The following is a 25,338-nucleotide window of genomic DNA, read 5'->3' as shown; positions in this document are numbered from 1 at the left end:
CCCCCATGAACGATGCTGCGACCCGGCGCCCCCCGCGCATCGGCGTGATGGGCGGAACGTTCGACCCCATCCACCACGGCCACTTGGTCGCAGCCAGCGAGGTCGCCAACTCGTTCGATCTCGACGAGGTCGTGTTCGTGCCCACCGGTCATCCGTGGCAGAAATCGGGCGTCTCCCCGAGTGAGCACCGCTATCTGATGACCGTGATCGCGACGGCTTCGAACCCGCAGTTCACGGTGAGCCGCGTCGACATCAACCGCGAGGGGCCGACCTACACGATCGACACGCTGCGTGATCTGAAGCGGGATCGACCGGACGCTGAACTCTTCTTCATCACCGGAGCGGACGCCGTAGCGCAAATTCTCAGTTGGAGGGACCATGATGAGTTGTGGGAGTTGGCCCACTTCGTCGCGGTCTCTCGCCCCGGACATGTCCTGAGCACAGACGGCCTCCCGAGCGACAACGTCAGCCAACTGGAAGTGCCGGCACTGTCGATCTCGTCGACGGTCTGCCGTGAACGAGTTCGCGACGATCAGCCGGTCTGGTACCTGGTCCCTGATGGGGTCGTTCAGTACATCGCGAAGCATCATCTGTATCGGAGCAAGGCATGAGTACATCGGATCAGCAGGAGCAGGGTCCGCTGACGCGAAAGCAGCTGCGGGAGATCCGTCTGACGGGTTCCACCCCGGTCATCTCCAGCGAGGAGGCCGCTGCGGCGGCCGAGGCGGCGCCACCAGTGCCGCCGTTGCCGCGTGCCGTCGAAACCCCTGCCCCCGTCGAGGTCGCGCCCGAGCCAGCGGCGGTCGTCGATGACGGTCAGGGCGACGCTCCGCTGACCCGGCGTCAGGTCCGTGAGCTGGAGAAGGTCCGGACCGCATCCGTGCCTGTCGTCGGCGCGGATGATGCCGACGAGACCGAGCAGTCGGTCGAAGCCCCGAGTGAGGCTGACCCCGCCGCCCCCGATTCAGGTACGCAGACGGAGATCGTGTCGGGCGTCCCGAACTTCACCGCGAACGAAGAGCCGGGCGATGCCGACGATGACGATGTGGATGACGAGGTCTCCGTGGCTCCGGTCCGCGCGTCGGGCGTCGCCGAATCGGTGGGTGTCGTCCCGCTGGAGGTCGTCGAGGAGCCCGTCGAAGACGCCGAAGGCGAAGACGACGTCGAGTCGGCTCTCGGCATCTCCACCGAGGCCGAAGACGGAGCTGTAGACGACGTGCTCGCCGACGATGATGACGATGACATCGCCGAGGTGCGGCCCACGGTAAATCCTGCCTTCGGCGAGGGGATCCTCTCGGATGCTCCCGAAGAGCACGCGCCTTTCCGTCCGTCGTTCGACGAACTCCTCACGGTGGGTGACTCCACCGGTTCGCAGCACTCCGCACCGAACGCACTGATCTTCACCCCGTCTCCGGGGGAGGGGTCGCTCTCGGGCCCCGTCGCATCCACCGGCGAGATTCTCGTCACCGGGTCATACGAACTGCCGCAGGGCATGGGCTCCCAGGGTCATGCATTCGGCACGACCGACGGCAAAGACGTCGACGCCGTTCTCATCGACGGCGAGCTGCCTCCTTCCTCGTCGCCCACGCCGATCGCCGCGAGCTCGGCAGTCAGCACCATCAAGCCCGCGGGTGAGGTCATCCGACCTCCTGCCCCCGAGAAGGGGAACCGCCTCATGGTGACCCTCGCCATCATCGCCGGCGGACTCGCCCTCGCGATCGGCGTCGTTCTCGTCATCGCCTTCACCACGAAACTGATTTGATGCAATCTCCTGAAACAGCCGAAGAGATGCTGCGCCTCGCAGCACAAGCCGCCATCGACAAGGGCGGTGAGGACCTCGTCGCACTCAACGTCTCCGAGCCCCTCCCGCTCGTCGACATCTTCCTGCTCGTCACGGGCAACAGCGAGCGCAACGTCGCCGCTATCGCCGACGAGATCGAGGACCGACTGATCGAGTCGGGCCACAAGCGTGTTCGCCGTGAAGGACGTGCGGAAGCACGCTGGGTCCTGCTCGACTTCGGCGACCTGATCGTGCACGTCTTCCACCAGGAGGAGCGCGTGTACTACGGGCTCGAGCGCCTGTGGAAGGACTGCCCCGTCGTTCCGATCGACGTCGTCGAGCCTGCCGCAGACCCCAGCTGATATGCCGACGCACCTGATCACCGGTGCGGGTTCCGGCATCGGCGCGGTTCTCTCGCGTCGCCTGCTGGATCGCGGCGATCACGTCGTGGCTTTGGCTCGCGACGCCGGGCGTGCCAGGCAGATCGCAGCTGAGCTCCCCGGTGCTTCGGTGCTGGTCGGAGATCTCGCCCAGCCAGGACGCCTGTCATGGGCGCTGTCGAAGCAGCATCTGCCCGATCGTATCGACGCGCTCGTGCACGTCGCCGGCGTCGTGGACCTCGGCGATGTGGCGGATCTGGCTCCTGCGCTGTGGGAGCAGCAGCTCGCGGTGAACCTCATCGCTCCGGCCGAGCTCACCAGGCTTCTTCTTCCTGTCCTGCGCGTATCGCAGGGCCAGGTCGTCTTCGTGAACTCGGGTGCCGGCCTACGTGCCAACGCCGGGTGGTCCGCCTACGCGGCGTCGAAGCACGGGCTCCGTGCCCTCGCCGATGCGCTGCGGGCGGAGGAGGCGCAGCACGGCGTGCGGGTGACGTCGATCTATCCCGGGCGCACGGCTACTCCGATGCAGGAGCGCGTGCACCAGCAGGAGGGGCAGGATTACGACGCCGGGCGTTTCATCACTCCCGACGCCGTCGTCACGACCATCCTCACCGCCCTCGATCTTCCGCGCGACGCGGAGATCACCGACCTCACGGTGCGGCCGGGCCGCTGATTCGGCGCGTCGGTCGCGGCCGGCCCTCAGGCCGTCAGCCGGGTTCGGCGCTCCAGCATGCCCCGTTCTGCGCGGGTCTGGGGCGGGATCGCCGACAGCAGCGACCGGGTGTACGGGTGTTCGGGGTGGCGGTAGACGTCTTCGGTCTTGCCGATCTCGACCATGTTCCCCAGGTACATCACCGCCACGCGATCGGCGATGTGGCGCACGAGCGACAGATCATGCGCGATGAACACGATCGACATGCCCAGTCGTTCGCGCAGCTCGCACAGCAGGTCGATGATCTGGGCCCGGATCGACACGTCCAGCGCTGACACCGGCTCGTCGCACACGAGGACGTCGGGGTCGAGCGCGAGAGCCCTCGCGATGCCGATCCGCTGACGCTGGCCGCCGGAGAACTGGTGGGGGAAGCGCGAGCCCATCTCGGGGGTGAGCCCGACGAGTTCGAGCAGCTCTGCGACACGTCGGCGCCGGGACACCGGGCTTCCTGTGTGCGTGGCGGCGAGCGGTTCCGCGATGATCTGCTGGACGGTCATCCGCGGGTTCAACGACATGTACGGATCTTGGAACACCATCTGTACTCCGCGGCGAAGGATCTTCCGATCGCGGAGGCGTCCGCGCGTCACGTCCTGGTCGCGGTAGCGCAGGGTGCCGGCATCCGGTGAGTCGAGTCCCACCAGCATTCGCGCGAGTGTCGACTTGCCGCTGCCTGATTCGCCGACGATCGCCAGGATCTCTCCGTGTCGCAGCTCGAGGTCGACGCCGGCGACTGCGGCGACACGATGCGTACGACGCCCGCTCCCGGATCGGAAGGTGCGTTCCAGGCCCCGTCCTTCCAGGATGGGAGCAGTCCCGTCTTCGTCGGTGGCCGCACTGACGTCACGCGGCATCGAGTGCAGCAGCTGGATCGTGTACGGATGCTGCGGGTTCGTGAGCACTTCGTCGGCCGAACCGGACTCCACGATGAGGCCCGTGCGCATGACGGCTACCTGGTCGGCGACCTCCATCACGACGCCGAGGTCGTGGGTGATGAGCAGGATTCCCATACCGAGGCGCTCGCGCAGCGACAGCAGCAGATCGAGGATCTGCGCCTGCACCGTCACATCGAGCGCGGTCGTCGGTTCATCCGCGATGATGAGATCAGGATCCAGTGCGATCGCCATGGCGATCAGGATGCGCTGGCGCTGACCGCCGGAGAACTGGTGCGGATAATCGTGCACACGCTTGTCGGGGGTGGGGATACCGACGAGGGTCAGCAGCTCGACCGCGCGCGCCTGTGCGGCGCGGCGGCCGATACTGCGATGTGCGCGGATGAGGTCGATGATCTGATCGCCGATGCTGAGGACCGGGTTCAAAGCGGAGAGGGCGTCCTGCATGACCAGACTGACTCGCACGCCACGCAGGCGGCGGTGCTGTTCCGGCGTGAGGGAGAGGAGGTCGGTTCCGCCCAGTGTCAGGGCTGTCGCTTCGACGTCGCCGTTGTCGATGAGACCCATGATCGCGCGGGCGGTCATCGATTTGCCGGAGCCCGACTCGCCGAGCAGCGCGAACACCTCGCCGCGCCGCACGGCGATGTCGATGCCGTCGACGACGCGATTGCGGCGGCCATCGCCGGTGAGGGTGACGGTGAGGCCCTTGACGTCCAGGACCACGGCGTTCTGGGGGGCGGATGTGTTCTCCATGGATCACATCATGCCAGCTTCCAGGTTCTGAATTGTTTCGAACAGGAAACATTTCAGCCGAAGATAATCACAACAGTTGACATCTGCGCCGAATTCCTCCAGATTCGAGGAAACTCCCGCTCGTTGACCGGGAGTGGTACCCCGCATCATCGAACCGAAGGAGCGCATCCGTGCTCGAACAAGCTGGCCGGTACTCCGGCTACACCGCGTACGACTACCTGGAAGCCGGTAAGGACTACCGCGAATTCCGCTACGCAAAGCAGATCGGCCGCGTGCCGGCCTACGACCTCGGTCTGAGCGACACGCAACAGGAGCGCACCGAGCGTCTGCTCCGCGAAGAAACCGTCATCTCGCTGCACGAGCACGTGCAGGTGTTCCCCGAAGACATGGGCGAGCTCCGCGATCACATCCGCCAGGGTCGGGAACCCACCGGTTACCAGGGCCTCGCTCGTTCGGGTCTGACCGCTGTGTTCGACAACGGCATGGACGGCACCTGCTGCATCTCGAGCGACGCCGGGTGGAAGTACCAGGATGTCCTGTTCGACCTCGGTGTACGCATGGCCGACCTCGCCCACCAGGACTTCGTGATCAAGGCTGAGTCGATCAAGGACATCCGCCACGCGGCGGAGACCGGTCGCGTCGCGCACATCTTCGCTCTCGAAGCCTCGACCATGATCGAGAACGAGGTCGACCGCCTCGACGTGCTGTACGGCTTCGGCGTCCGGCAGATGGGCATCGCGTACTCCGAGGCGAACATGCTCGGCGGCGGGCTCAAAGAGCGCGGCGACGGCGGGCTGACGTACTTCGGCGAGCGCGCGGTCGAGCGGATGAACAAGCTCGGTATCGCGATCGACATCTCGCACTCCGGTGACCAGACCTGTCTCGATGTGATCGCCCACTCGACCAAGCCGGTGTTCATCACGCACGCCGGTGCGCGTGGCCTGTGGCCGACGAACCGCATGAAGACGGACGAGACGATCATCGAATGTGCCAAGCGCGGCGGCGTGATCGGAATCGAGGCGGCCCCGCACACGACGATCTCGCCTCAGCACCCGAAGCACTCGCTCGATTCGGTCATGGATCACTTCCAGTACTGCGTCGACCTCGTCGGCCTGGAACACGTCAGTTTCGGCCCCGACACGCTGTTCGGCGACCATGTCGGCCTGCACGACGCGTTCTCGTCGAACCTGTCGCTCGGCCAGGCGCACGCCAACGTCGAGTACGAGAAGCAGCCGTATGTCGACGGCATCGAGAACCCGGCCGAGGCTTTCTACAACATCATCGGCTGGCTCGTGAAGAACGACTACTCCGACGACGAGATTCGCGCCGTCGTCGGTGGGAACACCATGCGCGTACTCGAGGAGGTCTGGGTCTGATGAAGTACAGCAAGTTCATCGCGCTCGGTGCGGCCGCGGCTCTCGCCGTCGGTCTCGCCGCCTGCGCCCCGTCTGCGCCGGAACCGGGGGAGTCCTCGGGCGCCACCGGACCGAGCGACGAGACGATCAGCATCGGCACCACGACGGATGTCGTGAACTTCAACCCCGTCCTCGGCAACAGCCGGACGGACTCGTGGATCACGAATCTGATGTATCCCCATCTGCTGAGCATCAGCGACGACGGCACCAAGGAAGCCCATGTGGCCACCGACTGGGGCTACGTCGATGACACCACCGGTTTCTACGAGATCCGTGACGATCTCACCTGGAGCGATGGCGAGCCGCTCACTGCGGAGGACGTGGCCTGGACGCTGAACGCGGTCAAGCGCGACCAGGCTCCCGGCACGTTCTACGGGCAGTTGGGCAACCTCGACACCGCGACCGCTGTGTCGGACACCCGTGTCGAGCTCACGCTCACGCAGCCGGACTCGTCCATCATCGAGGAGATCGGCTTCTGGGGTGTCGTCGTGCCGAAGCACGTGTTCGAGCCGCAGGGTTCGATCGCGGAGTTCGCGAACGACGGCAGCGACGGCGGCTGGGTCGGAATGGGACCGTTCATCATGAGCGACTTCCAGGTCGGCCAGCACTACACGCTCAAGCGCGTCGATGAGTACCCGCTCGTCAAGGGCGGAGTCCCCGGGCCCGCCGAGGTCGCGTACCGCGTCTACCCGGACGTGAACACCGAGATCCTGGCGCTGCAGAGCGGTGAGATCGACGTGATCGCGAACGCCCTGCCACCCGCACAGGTCGAGCAGCTCGGCAACACCGACGGGCTGCAGGTCGTCGAGGCTCCGGGGCTCGGCTACGCGCACCTGGTCTACAACATGGACAAGCCCGACCTCGCCAAGATCGAGGTCCGGCAAGCGCTCGCTCAGGCGGTCGACTACGACGCGATCCGCACGGTCGTGCTGCAGGGGCAGGCCGTCTCGACCGGCTCCAGCGCGCTGATGCCGGTGCTCGCGAAGTACTACGACAAGTCGGTGAAGGAGTACGAGTTCGATCCCGAGAAGTCGCGTTCCCTGATGGAGAAGGCCGGCTACACCGCAGACGCCAGCGGGAACTTCCCCGTCTCGTTCCGACTGATCTACTCGCTGCAGGACAGCGTGACGAGTCAGTGGGCCCAGATGGTCAAGGACAGTGCTGCCGAGGCCGGCATCACGATCGAGCTGCAGGGCACCGAGCGGAACACGTACCTCTCGATGACCAGCGAGGGCGACTACGACATCTATGCGGGCAACTTCGCCATCATGGACGACCCGGTGACGAACTTCGCCCTGTCGTACCTCCCCGGCGGGGCGATCAACTACACCCACGTGGATGACGCCGACCTGAACGCGCTGATCGAGGAGGGCATGGTCACGTTCGATGAGGACGAGAAGATCTCGATCATGCGCGAGGCGAACAAGATCGTGCACGAGCAGGTCTACGACAACATCATGTACACGCAGAACCTGTTCTTCGCTGCCAGCGACGAATGGGCGGGCTTCATCTCGAAGCCGAGCGAGCTGCTCTCGATCGTGAACCCGCTTTCGCTCGCGAGCGCGCACCCGGTCAAGTAACAACAAACCGAAATCTCGAGGAAGGTCGCCCGGGTGTCCCGAGCATCGTTCATTCTCCGTCGCATAGGTAGAGGTCTGCTCACGATCTGGTTCGCCGTGACCGTGACGTTCCTGCTCCTGCGTCTGCTTCCCGGTGACCCGGCGCTCGCGCTGGCGAGCCCGAACATGACGGACGACATCCGGGCGACCATCCTCCAGCAGTACGGCCTCGATCAGCCGCTGATCATCCAGTACGGGCTCTACATGTGGCAGCTGCTGCAGGGCAATCTCGGCATCTCCTTCACACAGTCGATCCCGGTCACCGACGTTCTCGTGCAGCGTCTGCCATGGACGCTCCTGCTCACGATCACCGCGCTGGTGCTCACGATCCTCATCGGGGTACCGCTGGGGGTCGCGGCCGCTTCGCACAAGGGGAAGTTCATCGACCGCGCGGTGCAGATCATCGGCGTGACGGGGCAGTCGCTGTTCGTCCCGAGCGTCGCGATCCTCCTCCTGTTCGTGTTCGGCTTGAACCTCGGCTGGTTCCCGATCGGCGGTGCGTACACCAACAACACCTACGGTTTCGAGTGGTATCTCAGCGTCGCTCAGCACCTGGTGCTCCCCGCTGTCTCGCTCATGTTGATCCAGGTCGGCTCCTATGTGCTCACGATGCGTTCGACCCTGATCGAGACGCTCGGTGAGGACTACATCCTCCTGGCGAAGGCGAACGGTATCCGCGGCAGCCGCATCCTCTGGAAGCACGCGCTGCGCAACGCCCTGCTGCCCACCACGACCCTGATCGGTCTGCAACTCGGCTTCCTGGTCGGCGGTGCCGTGCTCACGGAGACGGTGTTCGCCTACCCGGGCATCGGTCGCGGCATCTACGAGGCCGTCACGCAGCTCGACTTCCCGGTGCTGCAGGGCGCCTTCCTCATGCTCGCCGCCACCGTCGTGGTCGCGAACACGATCACCGACATCATCTACGGCTACCTGGACCCGAGAGTGAAGACCTCATGACCGCTCCGATGCCCTCCTCAGAGACCCTTGCTCCGAGCGAGCCGACAGCCGCCGGAAGCGAGCGGGCGAGCGCGCACACCTGGCGTGCGTTCCGACGCGATCCGCTCGGGATGATCTCCCTGGGCCTGCTGATCCTGCTCGTGATCGTCGCCCTCGCGGCTCCTCTGATCGCACCCTACCCGGCCAGCTACGGACCTGACGTGCTGCAGCCGCCGAGCGGCGACCACTGGTTCGGCACGGATGCGCTCGGCCGCGACGTCTTCTCCGAGGTGATCTGGGGAACGCAGCAGAGCGTGCTCGTGGCGGTGGCTGCCTCGCTGATCGCGATCGTGTTCGGCACGATCATCGCGGTGCTCGGCGCCTACTTCCGCAAGCTCGACGGTTTCATCAGCGTGATCGTCGACATGACCCTCTCGCTGCCGGTGCTCCCGCTCATGATCCTGATCGCCGCGCTGGTGGGACCGAGCACCTCGACGATCATCTTCGTCGTCGCGGCGTTCTCCTGGCCGGAGGTGACCCGTCTCGTGCGTTCGCAGGCGCTGACAGTGGTCGGTCTGCCCTACGTCGACGCGTCGCGCCTCATGACCACGTCGCCGGTGTGGATCATCACGAGGCACGTGCTGCCTGCGGTGACACCCGTTGTCGTGGTCTCGGTGGTCGTGACGGCGTCGAGGGCCGTGCTGTCGGCTGCAGGGCTCGCCTTCCTCGGCCTCGGAGACCCGACCACCTGGTCGTGGGGCCGCATCCTCTATGAGGCGCAGCAGGCCGGTGCGATGGTGAGCGCCTGGTGGCTGACGCTCTTCCCCTCGATCGCGATCCTCATCCTGGTGCTCTCCGCCACGCTCCTCTCGATCGCCTACAACGACGCGCGCAACCCGCGTCACCTCGCTCGATAGGAGCATGTGATGACCGAGTTCGACCAGCGTCTCGCGCCCGAGTTCTTCGACCGCGTGCAGACGCGTGTGCGGGAGCGGATGGGTGAGGAGGGCTTCGACGCTTTCCTCACCGACCAGCCCGAGGACATCGCGTACCTCACCGGCTTCTTCCACCACCCGTCCGAGCGCCCGGTGGCGATCTGGATCGAGGCGAACGGTCGGGTCGTGATGCTGCTGCCGGAACTCGAGCGCGAGTACGCGGATTCGCAGTCCTCCCGAGCCGAGCTCGTGGCGTTCTTCGAGTTCCCGGGGGTCGTCTCGCCGTTCGAGGTGTTGGCCCTGGCGGTCTCTCCTCGAGGCCGTGTCGGGTTCGCGGCGACGATGCCCTACTCGCGCCTCTCGGCGGCACGACAGGCGATGCCCGATGCCGACCTCGTCGCCTCCGACCTGCTCACCCGTAGCCGCTACATCAAGTTCCCCGAGGAGGTGGCGCTGCACCGCGAGGCGGCCCGTGTCACCGACCGGATGCTCGACGCCGGGGTGGCGCTGGTGGCGGACGCCGTCGCCGCTGGCGGAGAGCTCCCCACCGAGGCTGAGCTCGAGCGACACGTCACAGCGGCCGGCACCGGCATCATGTACGCCGAGCACCGCAACGTGATCGTGGCGTCGCTGCTGGCCGGGGGACTGGTCTACTCGGGGGCGAACTCCGCTTTCCCGCACGGCCTTCCCTCGGTGAACCGCCTCAAGGCCGGAGACACCTTCATGCTCTCGCTGGGCTGCGCGGTCGGTGGACGCTTCATCGAGGGGGAGCGGACCTTCGTCCTGGGCGAGCCCACGGCCGAGCAGCGGCGCTATCACGACACGATCCACGCGGCCCAGCTGCTCGGCCGCGAGACGATCCGCGCCGGACTCGAGTGCCGGGAGGCGAATCGTGTCTGCCTCGACGTGATTCGGGAGGCCGGGCTCGGCGAGTTCATCCGCCACCGCCAGGGGCACGGCATCGGTCTCGGCATGCACGAGGCGCCCTGGCTCGAAGACGGCGATCCGACCGTGCTGGAAGCCGGGATGGTCGTGTCGAACGAGCCCGGCATCTACGTGCCAGGGCACGCCGGGTACCGCATCAGCGACAGCATGCTCGTGACCGCCACCGGCGCCGAACCCCTGACCACCTTCCCCCGCAGCCTCGACGACTGCACCATCGCGCTCTGACGCCCCGGAATTCGAGAGAGAAGAAGAGAACATGACATCAACGCCCCCGGTATCCCCGGAGTTCGCCGCAGCCACCAGCGCCCACGAATGGGTCGAGATCAACGGGAATCACCTGGCCGTCGAGGTGCTGGGCCCTGAGGGTGCTCCCGTCATCATCACTCACCACGGAGCGCCGGGTCTGGGGTCGAGAGCCGAGCCTCGTGCGAGCTTCGGGCGCCTGGCCGATGAGTACCGCGTGGTCGTCTTCGACGCACGCGGCAGCGGTGCGAGCGAGGGTGAGGGCACCTACAGCCATGAGCAGTGGGCCGCCGACATCGATGGTCTGCGCGAGTGGGTCGGCGCCGAGAAGATCGTGATGGCCGGCGGCTCCTATGGCGGGTTCATGGCCATGGAGTACGCCCTGCGGTATCCGGAGCGCGTGGCCGCGGTCGTGCTGCGAGACACCTCAGCCGACAACGGAAACGCGCATCTGGCGCGTGAGAATGCGCTCGCCTCCGACCGCGCGACGATCGACATGGAGAAGTTCGACCGCATCGATGTCGGCGAGGTCTACGACGACGAGGATCTCAAGGACTGCTGGCGCGAGATCCTGCCGCTGTATGACTTCGTCTACGACCCCGAGGCCACCGAGCGCAAGGTGCAGGCTACGCCGTACCGCTACCGGGCACACAACTACGCCTTCTCCGTCAACCTCCCCAACTACGACCTCAAGCCGCGGCTGCACGAGATCGGTGTGCCGACACTCATCACCGTGGGCCGGACGGACTGGATCACGCCAGTATCGTGTAGCCAGACGATCGCCGATCTCATCCCGGACTCCGAGATGGTGGTGTTCGAGAAATCGGGGCACTCCCCGCAGATCGAGGAGGCAGAGGCGTGGACGAAGACCGTGCGCACGTTCCTGCACCGGGTGTACCCGCCGACCCGATGAGCGGTGCCCATCCGACGCGGGAAGTGAGCGACCTCGATCGGCGGATCGTCGTCGCGTTGCAGCAGGACGGACGAGCGAGCTGGACGTCGATCGCCGAATTCGCCGGCGCCTCCGTATCGACCGTGACCCGTCGTGGGCAACAGCTGCTGGCCGAGGGACTGGTACGGGTCGGGATCGTGCCGACCCTGGGCAGCGAAGGGCATGTGGAGACCTTCTTCGTGCGCATCAACTGCACGCCGGGGTCGCAGCTGCAGGTCGCGCAGGCTCTCATCGGGTCGCCGTACGTGCGCTTCGTGACGCTCGTCACCGGGAAGTTCGATGTGTTCGCCGAGGTCGTCATCCCCGGAGACTCGGCGACCTACGCCCATGTCCTCACCGACCTTCAGGCGATACCCGGTGTCGAGCGCTGGCGCAGCGATCTGGTCGTGCACACCTACAAAGTGAGCTTCGACTGGGGTCGCCAGCTCTACGACGCGCACGCCGAGGCCACGACCGACCCGAAGTCCTACATGCCGGCGCCGAACACGTGCGACCCGACCCACTTCGACGATGCCGACCGGGCGATCGTCGAAGAGCTGCGTGACAACGGCCGTGCCTCCTTCCAGTCGATCGGCGACAAGCTCGACATGAACGAGAGCAGCGTGCGTCGTCGGTACGAGCGGATGCGCAACGCGGGGTGTCTGACCACCGTGACGATGGTGCCGGCATCGGCACTGGGGATGAGTGCGGAGACGCTGCTGATCCTCCGAGTCGAGCCCTCGCGGATCGCCGCAGTCGCACAGACGCTCGCCCAGCACGTGTCGGTGCGGTTCCTCGCCGCGGCACTCGAGGAGAACTCGCTCTACTGCGAGATCATCCTCCCGACCACCGAGACTCTGCACGACTTCCTCACGGGGACGATCGCGCACCTCAAAGGAGTCAGGGGCTGGAATGCGGCGATGGAACTCGTGTTCATGAAGCGAGGCTTCATCGAGACGCCGTGGTGGCGCGTTCAGGTCGCGTCCGCCGGTGCCACGGATACCAGCTCGTAGCGCACCGGTCCGCCCAGGCATCGTGCATGGATCGTGTCAAGGGGCTTCCCCAGCCGCCGCCCGTGGCGCATGCTCTCTCCAGAGAGAGTCCTGGAGGGCCCCAGATGTCTGAACTTCCGGATCCGCGTTTCATGTTGAAACGCATCACGGCGTCGGAGTGGGTGATCAACGACCTTCGTTACTCACCCAACGATCCGCGTCATGTGGTCGCGTGCGTGTACGAGATGGCCGAGACCGAGGTCGAGGTGACGTGGCTGCGCGATCTGCCACTCGCCACCCGCTACGGAACAGTCTTCGAGGTGCTCGAAGACGTCGAGAGGATGCGCGGTGTGAGTCGGGCGACGCGACCCGTGTCGATCCCGTCCCAGCCGCCACTCCTCGCGACGTAGCCCGCCCGGCTGCTGCCGTCGCACGCAGAAGCGCACCCCTCGATCGTCGAGGTGGTGCGCTTCTGTGTTTCTATCGCGTGCGAACTCAGAGCAGCTGCAGGTTCGTGATGCAGGTCGGGTCGTCGGCTGCCATCGTGGAGACGGGAACCCTTCCCGCGCGACCCTCGTGCTCGATCGTGAGCGTGGCCTCGATACCTCGGGGGACCCAGAGTCCGGTGAAGCCGTTGTCGTAGGTCCGCCGTGTCTCATCGATCAGCACGGCTCCGTCGTCGGAGGTGAGGGTGATCTGGATCTCGGCGTCGGAGAGCTCACCGAGACAGGTGGTCAGACTGTGGAAATGGCACTCGTGAGTCTGATCTCGGAACGGCGCGACAGAGATGTAGACCTCGTCCTCCGGCATCGGCAAGCGGCTCTCCCCGCCACTCTCGTCCTTCAGCACGAGGGCGTCGGGCTGAACGGATGCGAGCAGACCGGAGGGTCGGTCGGCGACGGGCATGGTGTCGAGGCGCTCGATCACTTCGGAGACGTCGAGGCGATCGAGGTCATACGCCGCGAGGATATCCGGCGCGCTGGTGGACTGAGCGGCTCCGGTCGCTCCGGTGTCGGGTGCGGCGACGCAGCCGGCGAGGGCGACGCCGGTGACCACCAGCGCGGCGAGGGCCGTGAACAGCTTCATTCGGTGCGGTGAGGTGGGGGAGAGACGGGTGAGATCGTTCATGGTGTGCTCTTTCGAAGCAGGGGGCCGATGCCCGGCCGCAGTGGCAGGGCATCGGCCCGGAGGAGGGGTCAGAGAGCGGACAGGAGAGTCTTCATCGCCTGGATCTCTTCGGTCTGTGCGTCGATGATCTTCTGCGCGAGCTCGACCGCGTCGGGGTTGCTCCCGTCGTCGACCTGCACCTGCGCCATCTCGACAGCGCCCTCGTGGTGGACGATCATCTGCTCGAGGAACAGTCGCGATGCTTCGGTGCCATCTGCAGCCTGGAGTGCGGCGAGGTCGTCCTCGCTCATCATCCCGTCACCGTGGTCCATCCCGCTCGCGCCCTCGTCATCAGGACTGACGCCCCAGTCGGTCAGCCAGCCCTGCAGCTGCTCGATTTCGGGGCCTTGAGCCGCCTTGATCTGCTGGGCGAGCTCGGTCACCGCCGGGTCGACACCGTCGGCGGCGAGGACGATGTCACTCATCTCGATCGCCTGCTCGTGGTGCACGATCATCATCGACGCGAACATCGCGTCGGCTTCGTTGGCGTCGGCGGACGGCGCCGACGAGCCGTGGTCCATGCCGGGCATGGACTCCTCACCGGCGCCGGTCGCGCATCCGGACAGGGCCAGGACGGCAGAGAGGGCGAGTGCGGCCGTTGCCGCAGCACGAATCTTCATGGTGTTCTCCAATATGCATAGTCGTTGCGCACGCAGGCCAAGACGGCTGCGCACGGGTGTGAGCGGGGGAGAGCCCTGGCGAGAGAACGCGGGCTCTACGCCGCTCAGGTACGACTGATGCAGAGAACGTGCAGAGAAGGTGCGCGGGGGCGAATCTGCGCTGTGAGGTCCTCGACGAGGGATGGTCGGAGGAGGGATCGCGTCCAACCGTGCAGAACACGAGGGGGAACGATGAGGAGCAGGGCGAGCAGAAGAGCGAGCACGCACATCATCGCCATGCCGGCGTGGTCGTCGGTGGTGCATCCGGCGCACGACATGTCGCCGCCGCTCGTGGAACCCGCCGGGGCGTGCATCTCGGCCGTTGCGTGATGGGCGGCAGGCTGATCAACAGCACCCGACATCGACATCGTCGCCGGCGCGTCGGCGGCGGCAGTCCCGTGCAGGTTCAGCGTGTGCATCGCCAGGAGGCCGATGATGACAGCGGTGACGAGCATCACACCCGACAGCACACCCCGGAAGACGCTGGAGGAGCCTCTTCCGGACCGCGTCGCCGCCACCGGTGCCATAAGAGCAAGTCTACGGGCGTCGTCGGGCGGTCACGTCTTCGGATCTGCCAGGCGGAAGGCCTCGGCTCTGCAAGTGCTCGCCCAGGTGTCGAGCTGCCACGAGGGCTTCGTGCCCGGCCGACGTGCCCCGATGCTCCTAGAGCTGAGCCGTGCGGGGGTGATAGACCGACTGCTCCTCCACCGGGGATGCGGCGAAATCGCCATCGCCGTTGATCACTTGCCCGCGGCCCAGCACGGTCCCGGTGGCGCGTCCCCGGCCTTTGAGCACGGCGCCTCGGAGGTCGGGGTCGGGTTCGCGGTGGCTTCCTCCGCCGGCAAGCGATACGTTCACCGCGTTGATGTCGCCGAGGATCTGAGATCCGTCCTCGAGGTCGCTGACTCCTGCGACCTCGATGCGTCCCAACAGCCTGACGCCTCTGCGGATCGCGATCGCGGCACCGGGGCGATTGGCCATGAGGGTCACCGCATGCGGGCCGAACTCGTTGTCGGAGTCGATGGCGACGTGACCGCCGCCGGTCGCGTCGATACGGGTGCCCTCGAAGAATCTGTTGTTGTCGCCGATTCGCACGGTGCCGGGGACCGCGTCGATCCTGACGTTCGGATAGAACACGTTTCCAGCGCCGATCCGAGCGTGCGTCGAGATGAGGGCGGAGAACGGGTCGATGAAGATGTTGTCGCCATCGGCGAGGAGTCTGCTCACGGTCCGATAGCCCTGCAGCGTGCGCACCCTGTCCGCGTAGGCGAGGGGAGTCTCGGCCATGTGATCTCCTGAGCGCTTGTCGTCTGCATTGCATCTGCGTCGAGAACGAAGAAAGCCCCCGGGGTGACCCGGGGGCTTCTCTGTGGACCTGAGGGGATTCGAACCCCTGACCCCCTGCATGCCATGCAGGTGCGCTACCAGCTGCGCCACAGGCCCAGATGCCGCTCCGTAGAAGCCGGAGCAACTTGAAAAGAGTACTACACGAATCTGCGCGAGCACCAATCGGGAACGGGCGCCCGGGAGTGTCGCCGCCCGGTGGAACAACCGCGCCGGGCACGACGTTCTTCTCTGCGTGAGCATCCTCGACAGTGTGGTGATCGGCGCAGGGCAGGCCGGTCTCTCGGCATCCTTCCACCTGTCCCGATTGGGTATCTCGCACGTGGTCCTCGACGCAGGGTCACGGCCAGGAGGAGCGTGGCAGCACCGCTGGGATGCACTGACGATGCGTGACGTGCACGGCGTCGCAGAGCTCCCCGATGACACGCCACCGCCGCGGGACGACGCGCGCGCCAACATCGCAGTCCCCGGCTACTTCGCCGCGTACGAGAAGAAGCATGCGCTGCCGGTTCTCCGTCCGATCCATGTCGAGCGGGTGGAGGATGAGGACGGACTGCTGGTCGTGCGAGCCCGTGAGGGGGAGTGGACGACCCACACGCTCGTGAATGCGACCGGGACCTGGTCTCATCCGTTCCTGCCGCACTTCCCGGGCATGGAGACGTTCGTGGGTGAACAACTGCACACGGTGGACTATCCGGGGCCGGAGCACTTCCTCGGCAAACGGGTGCTCATCGTCGGCGGGGGCGCGTCTGCTGTGCAGTTCCTCGGCGCGCTCGCTCCGATCACCGAGACGCTGTGGGTCACCCGCCGCGAACCGGTGTGGCGGCACGACGACTTCACGCCGGAGGCGGGAGCGGCCGCGGTCGCCCTCGTCGAGCAGCGCGTCGCCGCCGGGCTCCCTCCCGAGAGCGTGGTCAGCGTCACCGGCCTCATGCTCCGCCCGCAGGAGCGTGAAGCGGAGCGTCTGGGCGCCTACGCTGCTCGACGCCCGATGTTCGAGCGCATCGAGCCAGACGGCGTGCGCTGGGCAGACGGCAGCTTCGAGCACGTCGACGTCATCCTGTGGGCCACCGGGTTCCGCCCTGCGATCAGCCACCTGGCGCCCCTGCACCTGCGCAGTGCGGCCGGCGGCATTCAGCTCGATCGGAACGGTCGCGGTACCACGGCCGTCGCCGATCCTCGTGTGCAGCTGGTCGGCTACGGGCCGTCGGCCAGCACGATCGGTGCGAATCGTGCCGGGCGCTCCGCCGCGAAGGGCGTGCAGCGGATGCTGCAGTCCACAGGCGCGAGCATCACCAGCGGTTGAGCACCTCTTCGGCGAAACCCTCGATGCCGTCGACGTGCACGCGGGTTCCGGTGTTGTCGAGCGCCCACCCGGTCCAGACGCCGAACAGCTGGTCGGTCCTGCTCTCGATGACCAGGGCGTTCGTGCGCGAGCGCTTGTCGTAGAACGGCGTGAAGGTCAGATCGGCTGTGGCGCCATGCACATGCCACGGCTGCATGAAGCGCTCGGGGTCGTAGTCCCAGACGAGCTCTTCACTGATCTTCGAGAGACGCCCGTCGACGAGCAGCGCGTTCTCCGTCGCCCCTGAGCCGTCGGTCCATTTCGAGCCCAGTTGCAGGCCGATGACACGGCCGTCAACGGTGCCGCTGCCTGCCGCCCAGTTCCATTGCACGCGGTATGGCCAACGTCCGCGGCCATGGTCGAGCACTGCCCAGCTCCCTGCCGCGATGTCGTGCGCGACGCCGTCCACTGTCACTGTTCCGGTCGTCGGCCGCGCCACGTCCTTGACCGTGTACTGAAAGTGCGGGACGTCATCGCCGCGCCGCCACGGCACCACGACGCCGAGTGATTCGTGTCCCGCCGGGCGCGCGGCATGCAGATCGAACGACAGTCGGGGTGCGGTGCCGCGCAGGCGCGTCCCGTCGAAGGTCTCGTCGATGTCGAGGGTGATGCGGCGGGTGCGAGCTCGTGCCGGTCCTTCGCCGAGAGACGGTGGCAGCACGGCACTGCGTCCGCCGGGTGCGATCACCGTCGAACCGATGTCGACGCCGGTCGCGCGATCCAGCACCCAGACCTCGTGCAATGCCATGTAGTCGACGCTCGAGATGGTCACGGCGATGATGTGCGACGGGGTCATCACATTCCAGTACTCCCACCGCTTGTTGCGGCCCCAGTGACCGCGGCCAGGGATCCCCGAGGTGTCGTGAACCGGTGTGCGCGACCAGCCCAGCGCATCGCGGTTCAGGGCCCCGTCAGGCGTGGTGAGCGACACGTGCGCGGTGATCTCGCGCTCGATCAGCGGTGTGGGCATCGTCGTCCTGCTGTCGGGAGGGACGCCGTCTCGGGTCGGCATCGTTGACCCGAGTGTAGAGGACCGAGTCTCGAACGATGTGGGACCGGGTGCGGAATCTGTGTTCGGGAGGGAATCGGTGCCTGGATACCCTGAGGGCATGCTCCGCATCGTGTTCTTCGTCGTCTGGCTGCTGCTCTCCGCCTGGCTCGTCATCTGGGTCGGCGAGGGCCTGTTCGGCGTCGACCAGAGACAGTCGATCCTTCCCTTCTCCGGTGAGGACACTCTCGGTGCTCCGATCATGATCGGGGTCGCCTGGGGTCTGCTGCTGACCTTCGGCGGGATGCTGTCCGGTCTCGGGCGCCGCAAGACCGTGCGCGGTGAGGCGCAGATCGGTGTCGGCACGATCGTCGAGGTCTCGCGTACCGGATTGACCGTCAACGACGTTCCGCAGTACGACCTGTTCATCCGTGTGACGCCGAGCACGTCTGAGGAGTTCATCGCGCAGCTTCGGATGCTCGTGGACGCGGCCGACTTCGCCACGCTTCAGGTCGGGCTTCCGGTACCGGTGCGCTACAGCCTGACCGACCAGGACAACGTCGAGCTCGCGGATCTCAGCGACCCGGCCGTGCGCGACGCGATGCTGCAATGGCGGATCGAGCGAGGGCTGATCGATCCGACGCAGGTGCGCGCGCGTACGAGCGGCACGCAGGTGCCCGCATCCGTGCTCGAGGTGCGACCGACGGGGCGCCGTCGTGAAGGGCAGGCCGAACTCGCACTGCGTGTCCTGATGGCGCCGGATGGGGCGGCGACGTGGGAGGCCGACTCCACGGTCTTCGTGTACCCGCAGGCGATCCCGCATCTGCAGGTGGGTGCGCCCGTATGGGCGTTCTACCGCCGGGAGGATCCGCAGACCGTCGCGGTGACGATCGAGAAGGAGGCGGGGCGATGAACCCGATGGACACGCTCGTCTGGCTGGTGAACTTCCCGGCATCGCACGGCTACGCGATGGTCTTCATCGCCGGCTTCTCGATCCTCGGCTTGTTCGCGTTGTCGGCACGCGGTGCGGTGCCGGGAGGAGCGCTCCGGGCCGTTCGCGAGCGGGAGGGGCTGCTGCCCCTGGAAGCTCGTCCGCGTGGACGGGTCTGGGGGAGCTTCGTGCGCGTGGTCGCCCGGATCCTGGCCTTCCTGATGCTCGGCTCTCTCGTGATCGGAATCCTCAGCCTGACCGGCGTGCCGGTGACCCGGGCGTACATCTACGACAACGGCCGTCCGACCTCGGCGACGATGCAGGGCGACTGGGTGACGTTCACGACGGCGGAAGGGGTCGAGTACACGCTCGAGAGCAACTTCTTCACACCTGCCGTGTACCCCGATCGTGACGCCTACATCCCCGGCGGTGAGCTGATCGTGGTGCGCTACCTCCCCAGTCACCCGCAGGCGTTCGTGATCGACAGCGACCAGACCCCGCGCTGACGTCGGACAGGGCGCGTAGGGTGAAGGCATGTCGCGCATCATCGTCTTCGGCGGCCATGGCCGCATCGCCCTTCTGCTCGCGCCGCTCCTCGCCGCACGAGGAGACGAGGTGACCGGAGTGATCCGGAATCCGGATCATGCGGCCGAGGTCGAAGCGGGCGGGGCGACGGCGCTGGTCGCCGATGTCGAGAACATGGACGTCGAGGCCATCGCCGAGATCATCAGCGGGCACGACGCCGTCGTCTGGTCGGCCGGTGCCGGCGGGGGCTCTGCGGAGCGCACCTACGCCGTCGATCGTGACGCCGCGCAGCGATCGATGAATGCGGCCGAGCGTGCGGGGGTCCGACGCTACGTCATGGTGTCCTGGCTCGGGTCCACCGCCGATCACGGCGTTCCGGAGGGCGACTCCTTCTTCCCGTACGCAGACGCCAAGTGGGCTGCCGATGAGCACCTTCGGGGCGCCGGGCTCGAAGGCACGATCCTCGCACCGGGTACGCTCACCTTCGACGATCCGACCTCCCGTATCCAGATCGACCCCGCCGGTCGTGGAGCGGTGTCGCGCGCCGACGTCGCCGCGGTCATCGCAGCCTCCCTCCACGAGCCCTGCACGATCGGCCGGACGATCCGTTTCGGCAACGGCGACGCGGAGTCCGCGGTGCCGATCGCCGAGGCGCTCGCCTGCTGACGTCGACCGTCTGGAGGCAGAGCACGTGATGTCTCGACACCGTGGATGGGCGGCGGCCTCTCTGGCAGCCGCCGCGGTGGCCGGACTGTGCATCTCTCCGGTCGCATCGGCCGCGGCGATTGACGCGTCTGCTTCCGTCTCCGCTTCTGGGCCAGTGGCCGCTTCGCCGAAGTCTGACGCCGCCGAGCGCGCGAACGCGCTGGTGCAGGGCATGTCTGTCGCTGAGCAGGCTTCGACCGTCGTGATGGGGCATGTGGCGGGGACCGACCCCGCCGCGCTCCGGTCGTACATGGAGTCGGGCCTCGGCGGATTCATCCTCATGGGTGCGAACATCCCGTCATCCGAAGCGGAGCTGCAGAACCTGACCGCGTCGTTGGCCGTCGACCCCGAGCTGCCGCCGCTCATCGCCGTCGATCAGGAGGGTGGTCTGGTCTCGCGCCTGTACGGCGATGACTACCCCGCGTCCACATCGTTGAAGAGTCTCCCCGTCGTCGATACGCTCGCCGCCTTCGCAGCCCGTGGGTCGCTGGTGGCGCGTGCAGGGATCACCGTGAACTTCGGCACCGTGGCCGACTACACACCTGATCCCGGCTCTTTCATCCACGGACGCGCCCTCGGTACCGATCCGAAGAGCGCCGCCGATCGGGTGACAGCTGCGACGATGGCGCAGGAGCAGTTCGTCGCATCGACTCTCAAGCACTTCCCTGGGCACGGAGCGGCACCGGGCGACTCACACCGCGCGATCCCGAGTACGACGATGGGGCTCGAGGAGTGGCGAGACACCGAGGCCGTCCCATTCGCGGCCGGTATCGACGCCGGCGCATCCATGCTCATGTACGGCCACCTCGCCTACACGTCCGTCGATGCGCTTCCGGCGTCTCTGTCGCCGAAGTGGCATGCGATCGCCAGAGACGAGCTCGGCTTCGAGGGCGTTGCGGTGACCGACGATCTCGGGATGCTGTTGTCGTCAGGCGACCCGGCGTATGCCGATCCGGTGGCGAACGGTGTGGCGGCGATCGCCGCGGGAAACGACCTGGTGCTGATGATCGCGGGTTCCGACGCCCAGACGGCGGGAGCGATGGCGGCCGGAATCGCGTCAGCGGTCGAGACGGGAGCGTTGCCTGCGGAGAGGCTCGAAGAAGCCGCGACCCGTGTCGTCACCTTGCGCGTGCAGGTCGCCGGAGCCACTGCCAGATGGGCGGTCTGTGCCGACTGCGAGCCGGCGGGCTGACCTCAGGCAGCCTCGCGGGCACCGTCACCGAGCCAGGCGCTCAAGAGCGCGGCGCGAAGAGCGGCACCGCGATCGGCGAAGACGCGCTGCCGTCGCACGTACTCCGCCTTTCCCTCGGCCGTCTCGATGGGCACCGGGGTGATGTCCCATGCCGAGAGGTCGTAGGGCGCGGCCTGCATGTCGAGAAGACGGATGTCGCGGGCGAGCTCGAACGAATCCAGGAGAAGCTCCCCGGGGATGAGAGGCCCGAGTTTCGTCGCCCACTTGTAGAGGTCCATGCCCGCATGAAGACAGCCAGGCTGCTCGAACAGCGGCTGGTCATCGCGGCTCAGCGCAGTGCGGTTGCGGGGCACGGCCTCCGGGGTGAAGAAGCGGAACGCGTCGAAATGCGTGCAACGCAGATCGTGGCTCTCGACGACGGAATCGGTGCCCGCCTGTCCCAACCTCAGTGGTACCGCGTGCCGGTGCTCGTCGGCGCGGTACACCATCGCCCACTCGTGCAGGCCGAAGCAGCCGAACTGTCCGGGGCGCGATGCCGTGCGGCGCAGCATCCTCTCGATGAGGGCCGCCAACTCCGCCTTCTCGTCGCCGAATGCTCGGGCATCGGGAACGGCGCTGTCGGCGGCTCGTCCAGGGGAGTACCAGCGCCAGTCGAGGCGTTCGGTGGCGTCGGCAAGCTCCACACCGGCACCGGGATGCCAGCGCCGCAGCTGAGCGGGCTTGTAGGAGTAGTAGGTGAACAGGAAATCCCACACCGGATGCCTCTCGGCACGCGTCGCCCGATCCCGGTGCCGAGCGGTGAGAGCGTCGGCACGTTCGCGGTGGGCCTCCTCGCGGAGGGCCCAGTCCTGTCGGGCGATGGTCATCTCAGTGCAGGATGCCGGCTTCGCCGAGCAGGTCGCGAAGGCCGGCGCCGTCTTCGGCACTCACCCACGGTGCTGTGCCCTCGGAGTGCGGTTCGTGGCCGGTGCGGCCACCGGCGAGCACAGCCTCGGCAGGCAGCAGACGACGGATCGCCACGCCGGCGACGGAATCGGGGTACTCGTCCATGAACTGACTGTAGATCGACTCGTCATGCTGGCCGTCGTCGCCGATCAGCAGCCACTTCACGTCGGGGAACTCGGTCGCCAGCCGACGCAGGTTGGTGAGCTTGTGCTCACGACCGCTGCGGAACCAGCGTTCGTGCGTGGGGCCCCAGTCGGTGAGCAGCATGGAGCCGGCGGGGAAGAGATGCCGACCGAGGAAGCGCCACAGCGTGGGGGCCACGTTCCACGCCCCGGTGGACAGATAGACCATCGGGGCACCCGGGTGCTGCCGCAGCAGCTGATCCAGGAGAACGGCCATCCCCGGCACGGGCAGACGGGCGTGCTCGTCGAGCACGAAGGAGTTCCAGAAGGCGATGAAGGGGCGGGGGAGCGCCGTCACCATCACCGTGTCGTCGACGTCCGACACGACACCGAACCTGATGCCCTCGGCGACGATGAACACGCGTGCCTCGATGGGCTCCTGGCCCTCGACCGAGAAGGTGAACGTCTGCCAGCCGGGCTCCAACTCGATGCGGATCATCGCATCCACGACACCGCCGCGGTCAGCCGCCACCTGGTGCGTGGTGTCGCCGATGTTCACGGTCACCGCGGCGAATCCCACCGGGATGCCGACGAAACTGCGCCAGCCCCGGACACTCGCAGGTTCGCCGTCGCGGGTACGACGCTGCGGGGGCACGATCAGCACTCGACCGACGACCCGAACCCAGCCGGGGCCGCCGTATCCGGGGAACGGGAGGATGGTCGCGACGCGGCCGCGACGGCGCGCACGACCTTCACGCCAGACATGGAGGCGATGCTCGAGTCGGGCGAACCAGTGGATCCGGGGGGCTGGGGGAGCCGATGCCATTGGCTCAGTCTTTCATGTCGGCGTCGGCCTCAGCCTCCGGAGCCTCCAGGTGGCGAGCTTCACGACGCTGCAGCAGCTTCTTGCCGAGGAAGGCGAGGAGCAGGAACAGCGCGATCACCCCGACGAAGATGTACCCCGCGAAGTGCACGCGATCGACGAGCTCGCGGAAGCTGCCGGCAGCGAGCGACGTGACGCTCACATACGCGGTGGCCCAGAGGATGCACGCCGGGGCGGTCCAGGCCAGGAACTTGCGGTACGGGTACTCGCTCATGCCGACGGTGAGGGGGACGAGGGAGTGCAGCACGGGGAGGAAGCGGGACAGGAAGATCGCGATGCCGCCGCGGCGCTCGAGATAGTTCTCGGCGCGGACCCAGTTGTGCTCGCCGATCCGGCGGCCCAGCCACGACGCCCGGATGTGCGGGCCGAGCCAACGACCGAGCCAGAAGCCGATGCTCTCGCCGATCAGTGCGCCGATCACGACGGCGACACCCATCGCGATGCCCTCGAGAGGGGTCGCGACTCCCATCGAGGCGATGATGACGATCGTGTCACCGGGGACGATGAGGCCGATCAAGATGCTCGTCTCCAGCATCACGGCGATCCCGGCTATCAGCGTGCGAGTGACCGGATCGATCGACTGCACGGTGTCGAGGAGCCAGATCAGGAGGTCGTCCACCCCATGAGGATACGGGAGCCGACCGGTCCTAGGCTGGCAAGGTGCCCGAACATCTGACTGCTCGATCGCTTCCCTCCTGGGTGGAGCCCTCGTCGGTGTTCGGCATGCTGGAGGCCAGGGCGACCGATGTGTTCTGGCTCGACGCGGGCACCGACGCCGCGACGGGGTGGAGCTTCGTCGGGACCGGGGAGCAGTCGGAGCTTCCGCGAGAGGTTCGCATCGATGTCGCCCCCGCCGATCCCGCACTCCCGCCGTTCACGGGGGGATGGGTCGGCTGGCTCGACTACGAGAGCGGCGCGGCTGCGGCGGGTGCGCCGGTGGCCGGTTCTCTCGACGCCACAGTCGGCGCATGGCTGCACGTCACCCACGTCGTCGCCTTCGACCACGCCGCGCAGTCCGTCTGGGTGCTCAGCGCCGAGGAGGATCTCGAGAACTGGGAGGCAGAGGTCGCCACGGTGGTAGAGGCCGGAGGGGACGCATCCGCGTCCACGGGAGGCGTCGACCCGCGGGGACCGCTTCGTACCGCAGAGGCCCGACACGACCCACGCCAGTACGCCGCTCTGATCGAACGCTGCCGCGACCTCATCCGCGCAGGTATCGCATATCAGCTGTGCTTGACCACACGCTTCACTGTCACGGGTGCGCATGACGCCGTCGACGTCTACCGAAGGCTCCGCACCGCGACCCCGGCCCATCACGGCGGATTCCTGCGGATCGGCGACCGCACACTGTTGAGCGCGAGCCCTGAGCAGTTCCTGCACGCAGCGGGGGGCGTCATCCGCACACGCCCCATCAAAGGCACCAGACCCCGCAGCATCGATCCGGTCGAAGATGCCGCGCTCGCCGCGGAACTCGCGATCGATCCCAAGGAACGCGCCGAGAACGTCATGATCGTCGATCTGATGCGCAACGATCTCTCCCGCGTGTGTGAGCCGGGCAGCATCCGCGTCGATGGCCTCTGGGTCGTGGAGAGCTATCCTGCCGTGCACCAGCTCGTGAGCACGGTGAGCGGTGTGGCGGCTGAGGCGACGACGGTCGGGACGCTGCTGGAAGCGACGTTTCCCGCGGGCAGCATGACGGGGGCCCCGAAGCTCTCGGCGATGACTCGGCTGCACGAACTGGAGGGCGGGCCTCGTGGGGTCTATGCCGGATGCTTCGGTTACATCGGCGACGACGGGGCGTTGGATCTCGCGATGGTGATCCGCAGCATCCTGATCGAGGGGGAGCAGGCGGTGGTCGGTGCCGGCGGGGGGATCACCTGGGGCTCGGTTCCCGCCGCCGAGGTCGCCGAGGTCGCGACCAAGGCTCTGGCGCCTCTCGCGGCGCTGGGCGCTGGAATGCCTGTGCTCTGGCGTTCCGATATCCTGAACTGATCCCGCTTT

Annotated in this window: 27 protein-coding genes and 1 tRNA gene; 18 read left to right on the top strand and 10 right to left on the bottom strand. The window is 66.9% G+C overall.

Annotation, left to right across the window (positions count from 1 at the left end):
- Positions 1 to 5: 5 nt before the first annotated feature.
- From nadD to ACIQTX_RS13270, 4 genes are read left to right on the top strand one after another with little or no spacing between them, the layout of a single operon-like run.
- Positions 6 to 611, top strand: coding sequence for a nicotinate-nucleotide adenylyltransferase (gene nadD, locus ACIQTX_RS13285; RefSeq protein ID WP_402972679.1), 606 nt, complete (start codon positions 6 to 8; stop codon positions 609 to 611).
- Positions 608 to 1,762: a hypothetical protein gene (locus ACIQTX_RS13280; protein WP_402972677.1), complete on the top strand. Its 1,155-nt coding sequence runs from the start codon at positions 608 to 610 to the stop codon at positions 1,760 to 1,762. The genes nadD and ACIQTX_RS13280 overlap by 4 nt, the downstream gene beginning before the upstream one ends.
- On the top strand, positions 1,762 to 2,142 hold the full coding sequence (gene rsfS, locus ACIQTX_RS13275) for a ribosome silencing factor (RefSeq protein WP_028501610.1): 381 nt from the start codon (positions 1,762 to 1,764) through the stop codon (positions 2,140 to 2,142). Before ACIQTX_RS13280 ends, rsfS begins: the two co-directional genes overlap by 1 nt.
- 1 nt (position 2,143) lies before the next feature.
- Positions 2,144 to 2,833 (top strand): SDR family oxidoreductase, encoded by a 690-nt coding sequence (locus tag ACIQTX_RS13270; RefSeq protein WP_028501611.1) that lies wholly within the window; start codon positions 2,144 to 2,146, stop codon positions 2,831 to 2,833.
- 26 nt (positions 2,834 to 2,859) lie between these two features.
- Here the strand turns inward: ACIQTX_RS13270 and ACIQTX_RS13265 are convergent, their stop codons facing one another.
- A complete protein-coding gene (locus ACIQTX_RS13265; RefSeq protein ID WP_402972674.1) occupies positions 2,860 to 4,515 on the bottom strand; it encodes a dipeptide ABC transporter ATP-binding protein in 1,656 nt (551 codons plus the stop codon).
- Positions 4,516 to 4,685: 170 nt separating this feature from the next.
- Between ACIQTX_RS13265 and ACIQTX_RS13260 the strand changes: the two genes are divergently transcribed.
- From ACIQTX_RS13260 to ACIQTX_RS13225, 8 genes are all read left to right on the top strand, one after another.
- The gene (locus ACIQTX_RS13260) at positions 4,686 to 5,891 is read left to right on the top strand and encodes a dipeptidase (protein ID WP_028501612.1); all 1,206 of its coding nucleotides are present in this window, start codon (positions 4,686 to 4,688) and stop codon (positions 5,889 to 5,891) included.
- Positions 5,891 to 7,510 (top strand): ABC transporter substrate-binding protein, encoded by a 1,620-nt coding sequence (locus ACIQTX_RS13255; protein ID WP_402972671.1) that lies wholly within the window; start codon positions 5,891 to 5,893, stop codon positions 7,508 to 7,510. Before ACIQTX_RS13260 ends, ACIQTX_RS13255 begins: the two co-directional genes overlap by 1 nt.
- A 33-nt stretch (positions 7,511 to 7,543) precedes the next feature.
- Entirely contained in the window at positions 7,544 to 8,506 is a 963-nt protein-coding gene (locus tag ACIQTX_RS13250; RefSeq protein ID WP_028501614.1) for an ABC transporter permease, read from the top strand.
- Positions 8,503 to 9,402, top strand: coding sequence for an ABC transporter permease (locus ACIQTX_RS13245; protein ID WP_402972669.1), 900 nt, complete (start codon positions 8,503 to 8,505; stop codon positions 9,400 to 9,402). Before ACIQTX_RS13250 ends, ACIQTX_RS13245 begins: the two co-directional genes overlap by 4 nt.
- A 9-nt stretch (positions 9,403 to 9,411) precedes the next feature.
- Positions 9,412 to 10,590: a M24 family metallopeptidase gene (locus ACIQTX_RS13240; protein ID WP_402972667.1), complete on the top strand. Its 1,179-nt coding sequence runs from the start codon at positions 9,412 to 9,414 to the stop codon at positions 10,588 to 10,590.
- Positions 10,591 to 10,621: 31 nt separating this feature from the next.
- On the top strand, positions 10,622 to 11,521 hold the full coding sequence (locus tag ACIQTX_RS13235; RefSeq protein ID WP_402972665.1) for an alpha/beta fold hydrolase: 900 nt from the start codon (positions 10,622 to 10,624) through the stop codon (positions 11,519 to 11,521).
- A complete protein-coding gene (locus tag ACIQTX_RS13230; RefSeq protein WP_402972663.1) occupies positions 11,467 to 12,552 on the top strand; it encodes an Lrp/AsnC family transcriptional regulator in 1,086 nt (361 codons plus the stop codon). The genes ACIQTX_RS13235 and ACIQTX_RS13230 overlap by 55 nt, the downstream gene beginning before the upstream one ends.
- Positions 12,553 to 12,683: 131 nt before the next feature.
- On the top strand, positions 12,684 to 12,941 hold the full coding sequence (locus ACIQTX_RS13225; protein WP_402972661.1) for a hypothetical protein: 258 nt from the start codon (positions 12,684 to 12,686) through the stop codon (positions 12,939 to 12,941).
- An 85-nt stretch (positions 12,942 to 13,026) separates the two neighbouring features.
- Here the strand turns inward: ACIQTX_RS13225 and ACIQTX_RS13220 are convergent, their stop codons facing one another.
- The 5 genes from ACIQTX_RS13220 to ACIQTX_RS13200 form a co-directional block, all read right to left on the bottom strand.
- Entirely contained in the window at positions 13,027 to 13,659 is a 633-nt protein-coding gene (locus ACIQTX_RS13220; RefSeq protein WP_402972659.1) for a CueP family metal-binding protein, read from the bottom strand.
- A gap of 68 nt (positions 13,660 to 13,727) precedes the next feature.
- A complete protein-coding gene (locus ACIQTX_RS13215; protein ID WP_402972658.1) occupies positions 13,728 to 14,318 on the bottom strand; it encodes a DUF305 domain-containing protein in 591 nt (196 codons plus the stop codon).
- A gap of 104 nt (positions 14,319 to 14,422) precedes the next feature.
- Positions 14,423 to 14,884: a DUF6153 family protein gene (locus ACIQTX_RS13210; protein WP_402972656.1), complete on the bottom strand. Its 462-nt coding sequence runs from the start codon at positions 14,882 to 14,884 to the stop codon at positions 14,423 to 14,425.
- Positions 14,885 to 15,020: 136 nt separating this feature from the next.
- Entirely contained in the window at positions 15,021 to 15,644 is a 624-nt protein-coding gene (locus ACIQTX_RS13205; RefSeq protein ID WP_402972654.1) for a hypothetical protein, read from the bottom strand.
- An 83-nt stretch (positions 15,645 to 15,727) separates the two neighbouring features.
- A tRNA-Ala gene (locus tag ACIQTX_RS13200) sits at positions 15,728 to 15,800 on the bottom strand.
- Positions 15,801 to 15,936: 136 nt separating this feature from the next.
- Between ACIQTX_RS13200 and ACIQTX_RS13195 the strand changes: the two genes are divergently transcribed.
- Entirely contained in the window at positions 15,937 to 17,007 is a 1,071-nt protein-coding gene (locus tag ACIQTX_RS13195) for an NAD(P)-binding domain-containing protein (RefSeq protein WP_402972652.1), read from the top strand.
- On the opposite strand, the gene ACIQTX_RS13190 is transcribed toward ACIQTX_RS13195, so the two are convergent.
- The gene (locus tag ACIQTX_RS13190) at positions 16,994 to 18,016 is read right to left on the bottom strand and encodes a DUF2804 domain-containing protein (RefSeq protein WP_402972650.1); all 1,023 of its coding nucleotides are present in this window, start codon (positions 18,014 to 18,016) and stop codon (positions 16,994 to 16,996) included. The two genes, ACIQTX_RS13195 and ACIQTX_RS13190, sit on opposite strands and share 14 nt — an antisense overlap.
- Before the next feature lie 139 nt (positions 18,017 to 18,155).
- On the opposite strand from ACIQTX_RS13190, the gene ACIQTX_RS13185 reads away from it, so the two are divergent.
- From ACIQTX_RS13185 to ACIQTX_RS13170, 4 genes are all read left to right on the top strand, one after another.
- Entirely contained in the window at positions 18,156 to 18,947 is a 792-nt protein-coding gene (locus tag ACIQTX_RS13185) for a hypothetical protein (protein ID WP_402972648.1), read from the top strand.
- On the top strand, positions 18,944 to 19,471 hold the full coding sequence (locus ACIQTX_RS13180) for a hypothetical protein (RefSeq protein ID WP_402972646.1): 528 nt from the start codon (positions 18,944 to 18,946) through the stop codon (positions 19,469 to 19,471). Before ACIQTX_RS13185 ends, ACIQTX_RS13180 begins: the two co-directional genes overlap by 4 nt.
- A 28-nt stretch (positions 19,472 to 19,499) precedes the next feature.
- A complete protein-coding gene (locus ACIQTX_RS13175; protein WP_402972644.1) occupies positions 19,500 to 20,156 on the top strand; it encodes an SDR family oxidoreductase in 657 nt (218 codons plus the stop codon).
- 154 nt (positions 20,157 to 20,310) lie between these two features.
- Entirely contained in the window at positions 20,311 to 21,387 is a 1,077-nt protein-coding gene (locus ACIQTX_RS13170) for a glycoside hydrolase family 3 N-terminal domain-containing protein (protein WP_402972642.1), read from the top strand.
- Between the two features lie 2 nt (positions 21,388 to 21,389).
- Here ACIQTX_RS13170 and ACIQTX_RS13165 read toward each other — a convergent pair whose 3' ends face one another.
- The 3 genes from ACIQTX_RS13165 to ACIQTX_RS13155 are packed head-to-tail and all read right to left on the bottom strand — an operon-like array spanning position 21,390 to position 23,956.
- A complete protein-coding gene (locus ACIQTX_RS13165; protein ID WP_402972640.1) occupies positions 21,390 to 22,253 on the bottom strand; it encodes a 3-methyladenine DNA glycosylase in 864 nt (287 codons plus the stop codon).
- Between the two features lies 1 nt (position 22,254).
- Positions 22,255 to 23,280, bottom strand: coding sequence for a phosphatase domain-containing protein (locus tag ACIQTX_RS13160; RefSeq protein ID WP_028501630.1), 1,026 nt, complete (start codon positions 23,278 to 23,280; stop codon positions 22,255 to 22,257).
- Between the two features lie 4 nt (positions 23,281 to 23,284).
- Positions 23,285 to 23,956 (bottom strand): DedA family protein, encoded by a 672-nt coding sequence (locus ACIQTX_RS13155; protein WP_402972637.1) that lies wholly within the window; start codon positions 23,954 to 23,956, stop codon positions 23,285 to 23,287.
- A gap of 41 nt (positions 23,957 to 23,997) precedes the next feature.
- Here ACIQTX_RS13155 and ACIQTX_RS13150 point away from each other — a divergent pair, with 41 nt between their 5' ends.
- A complete protein-coding gene (locus ACIQTX_RS13150) occupies positions 23,998 to 25,329 on the top strand; it encodes an anthranilate synthase component I family protein (protein ID WP_402972635.1) in 1,332 nt (443 codons plus the stop codon).
- Positions 25,330 to 25,338 lie beyond the last annotated feature (9 nt).

Source organism: Microbacterium sp. NPDC090281, assembly GCF_044769635.1.
In the GTDB taxonomy this organism is placed as follows: Bacteria; Actinomycetota; Actinomycetes; order Actinomycetales; family Microbacteriaceae; genus Microbacterium.
Note: the sequence above shows the minus strand (reverse complement) of the source record. Positions and strands in the feature narration are given on the sequence as shown.

Coding starts and splice junctions, on each gene's coding strand:
- nadD (WP_402972679.1), top strand. CDS start 6: ATGAACGATGCTGCGACCCGGCGCCCCCCGCGCATCGGCGTGATGGGC.
- ACIQTX_RS13280 (WP_402972677.1), top strand. CDS start 608: ATGAGTACATCGGATCAGCAGGAGCAGGGTCCGCTGACGCGAAAGCAG.
- rsfS (WP_028501610.1), top strand. CDS start 1,762: ATGCAATCTCCTGAAACAGCCGAAGAGATGCTGCGCCTCGCAGCACAA.
- ACIQTX_RS13270 (WP_028501611.1), top strand. CDS start 2,144: ATGCCGACGCACCTGATCACCGGTGCGGGTTCCGGCATCGGCGCGGTT.
- ACIQTX_RS13265 (WP_402972674.1), bottom strand. CDS start 4,515: ATGGAGAACACATCCGCCCCCCAGAACGCCGTGGTCCTGGACGTCAAG.
- ACIQTX_RS13255 (WP_402972671.1), top strand. CDS start 5,891: ATGAAGTACAGCAAGTTCATCGCGCTCGGTGCGGCCGCGGCTCTCGCC.
- ACIQTX_RS13245 (WP_402972669.1), top strand. CDS start 8,503: ATGACCGCTCCGATGCCCTCCTCAGAGACCCTTGCTCCGAGCGAGCCG.
- ACIQTX_RS13240 (WP_402972667.1), top strand. CDS start 9,412: ATGACCGAGTTCGACCAGCGTCTCGCGCCCGAGTTCTTCGACCGCGTG.
- ACIQTX_RS13235 (WP_402972665.1), top strand. CDS start 10,622: ATGACATCAACGCCCCCGGTATCCCCGGAGTTCGCCGCAGCCACCAGC.
- ACIQTX_RS13225 (WP_402972661.1), top strand. CDS start 12,684: ATGTTGAAACGCATCACGGCGTCGGAGTGGGTGATCAACGACCTTCGT.
- ACIQTX_RS13220 (WP_402972659.1), bottom strand. CDS start 13,659: ATGAACGATCTCACCCGTCTCTCCCCCACCTCACCGCACCGAATGAAG.
- ACIQTX_RS13215 (WP_402972658.1), bottom strand. CDS start 14,318: ATGAAGATTCGTGCTGCGGCAACGGCCGCACTCGCCCTCTCTGCCGTC.
- ACIQTX_RS13210 (WP_402972656.1), bottom strand. CDS start 14,884: ATGGCACCGGTGGCGGCGACGCGGTCCGGAAGAGGCTCCTCCAGCGTC.
- ACIQTX_RS13205 (WP_402972654.1), bottom strand. CDS start 15,644: ATGGCCGAGACTCCCCTCGCCTACGCGGACAGGGTGCGCACGCTGCAG.
- ACIQTX_RS13190 (WP_402972650.1), bottom strand. CDS start 18,016: ATGCCCACACCGCTGATCGAGCGCGAGATCACCGCGCACGTGTCGCTC.
- ACIQTX_RS13185 (WP_402972648.1), top strand. CDS start 18,156: ATGCTCCGCATCGTGTTCTTCGTCGTCTGGCTGCTGCTCTCCGCCTGG.
- ACIQTX_RS13180 (WP_402972646.1), top strand. CDS start 18,944: ATGAACCCGATGGACACGCTCGTCTGGCTGGTGAACTTCCCGGCATCG.
- ACIQTX_RS13175 (WP_402972644.1), top strand. CDS start 19,500: ATGTCGCGCATCATCGTCTTCGGCGGCCATGGCCGCATCGCCCTTCTG.
- ACIQTX_RS13165 (WP_402972640.1), bottom strand. CDS start 22,253: ATGACCATCGCCCGACAGGACTGGGCCCTCCGCGAGGAGGCCCACCGC.
- ACIQTX_RS13160 (WP_028501630.1), bottom strand. CDS start 23,280: ATGGCATCGGCTCCCCCAGCCCCCCGGATCCACTGGTTCGCCCGACTC.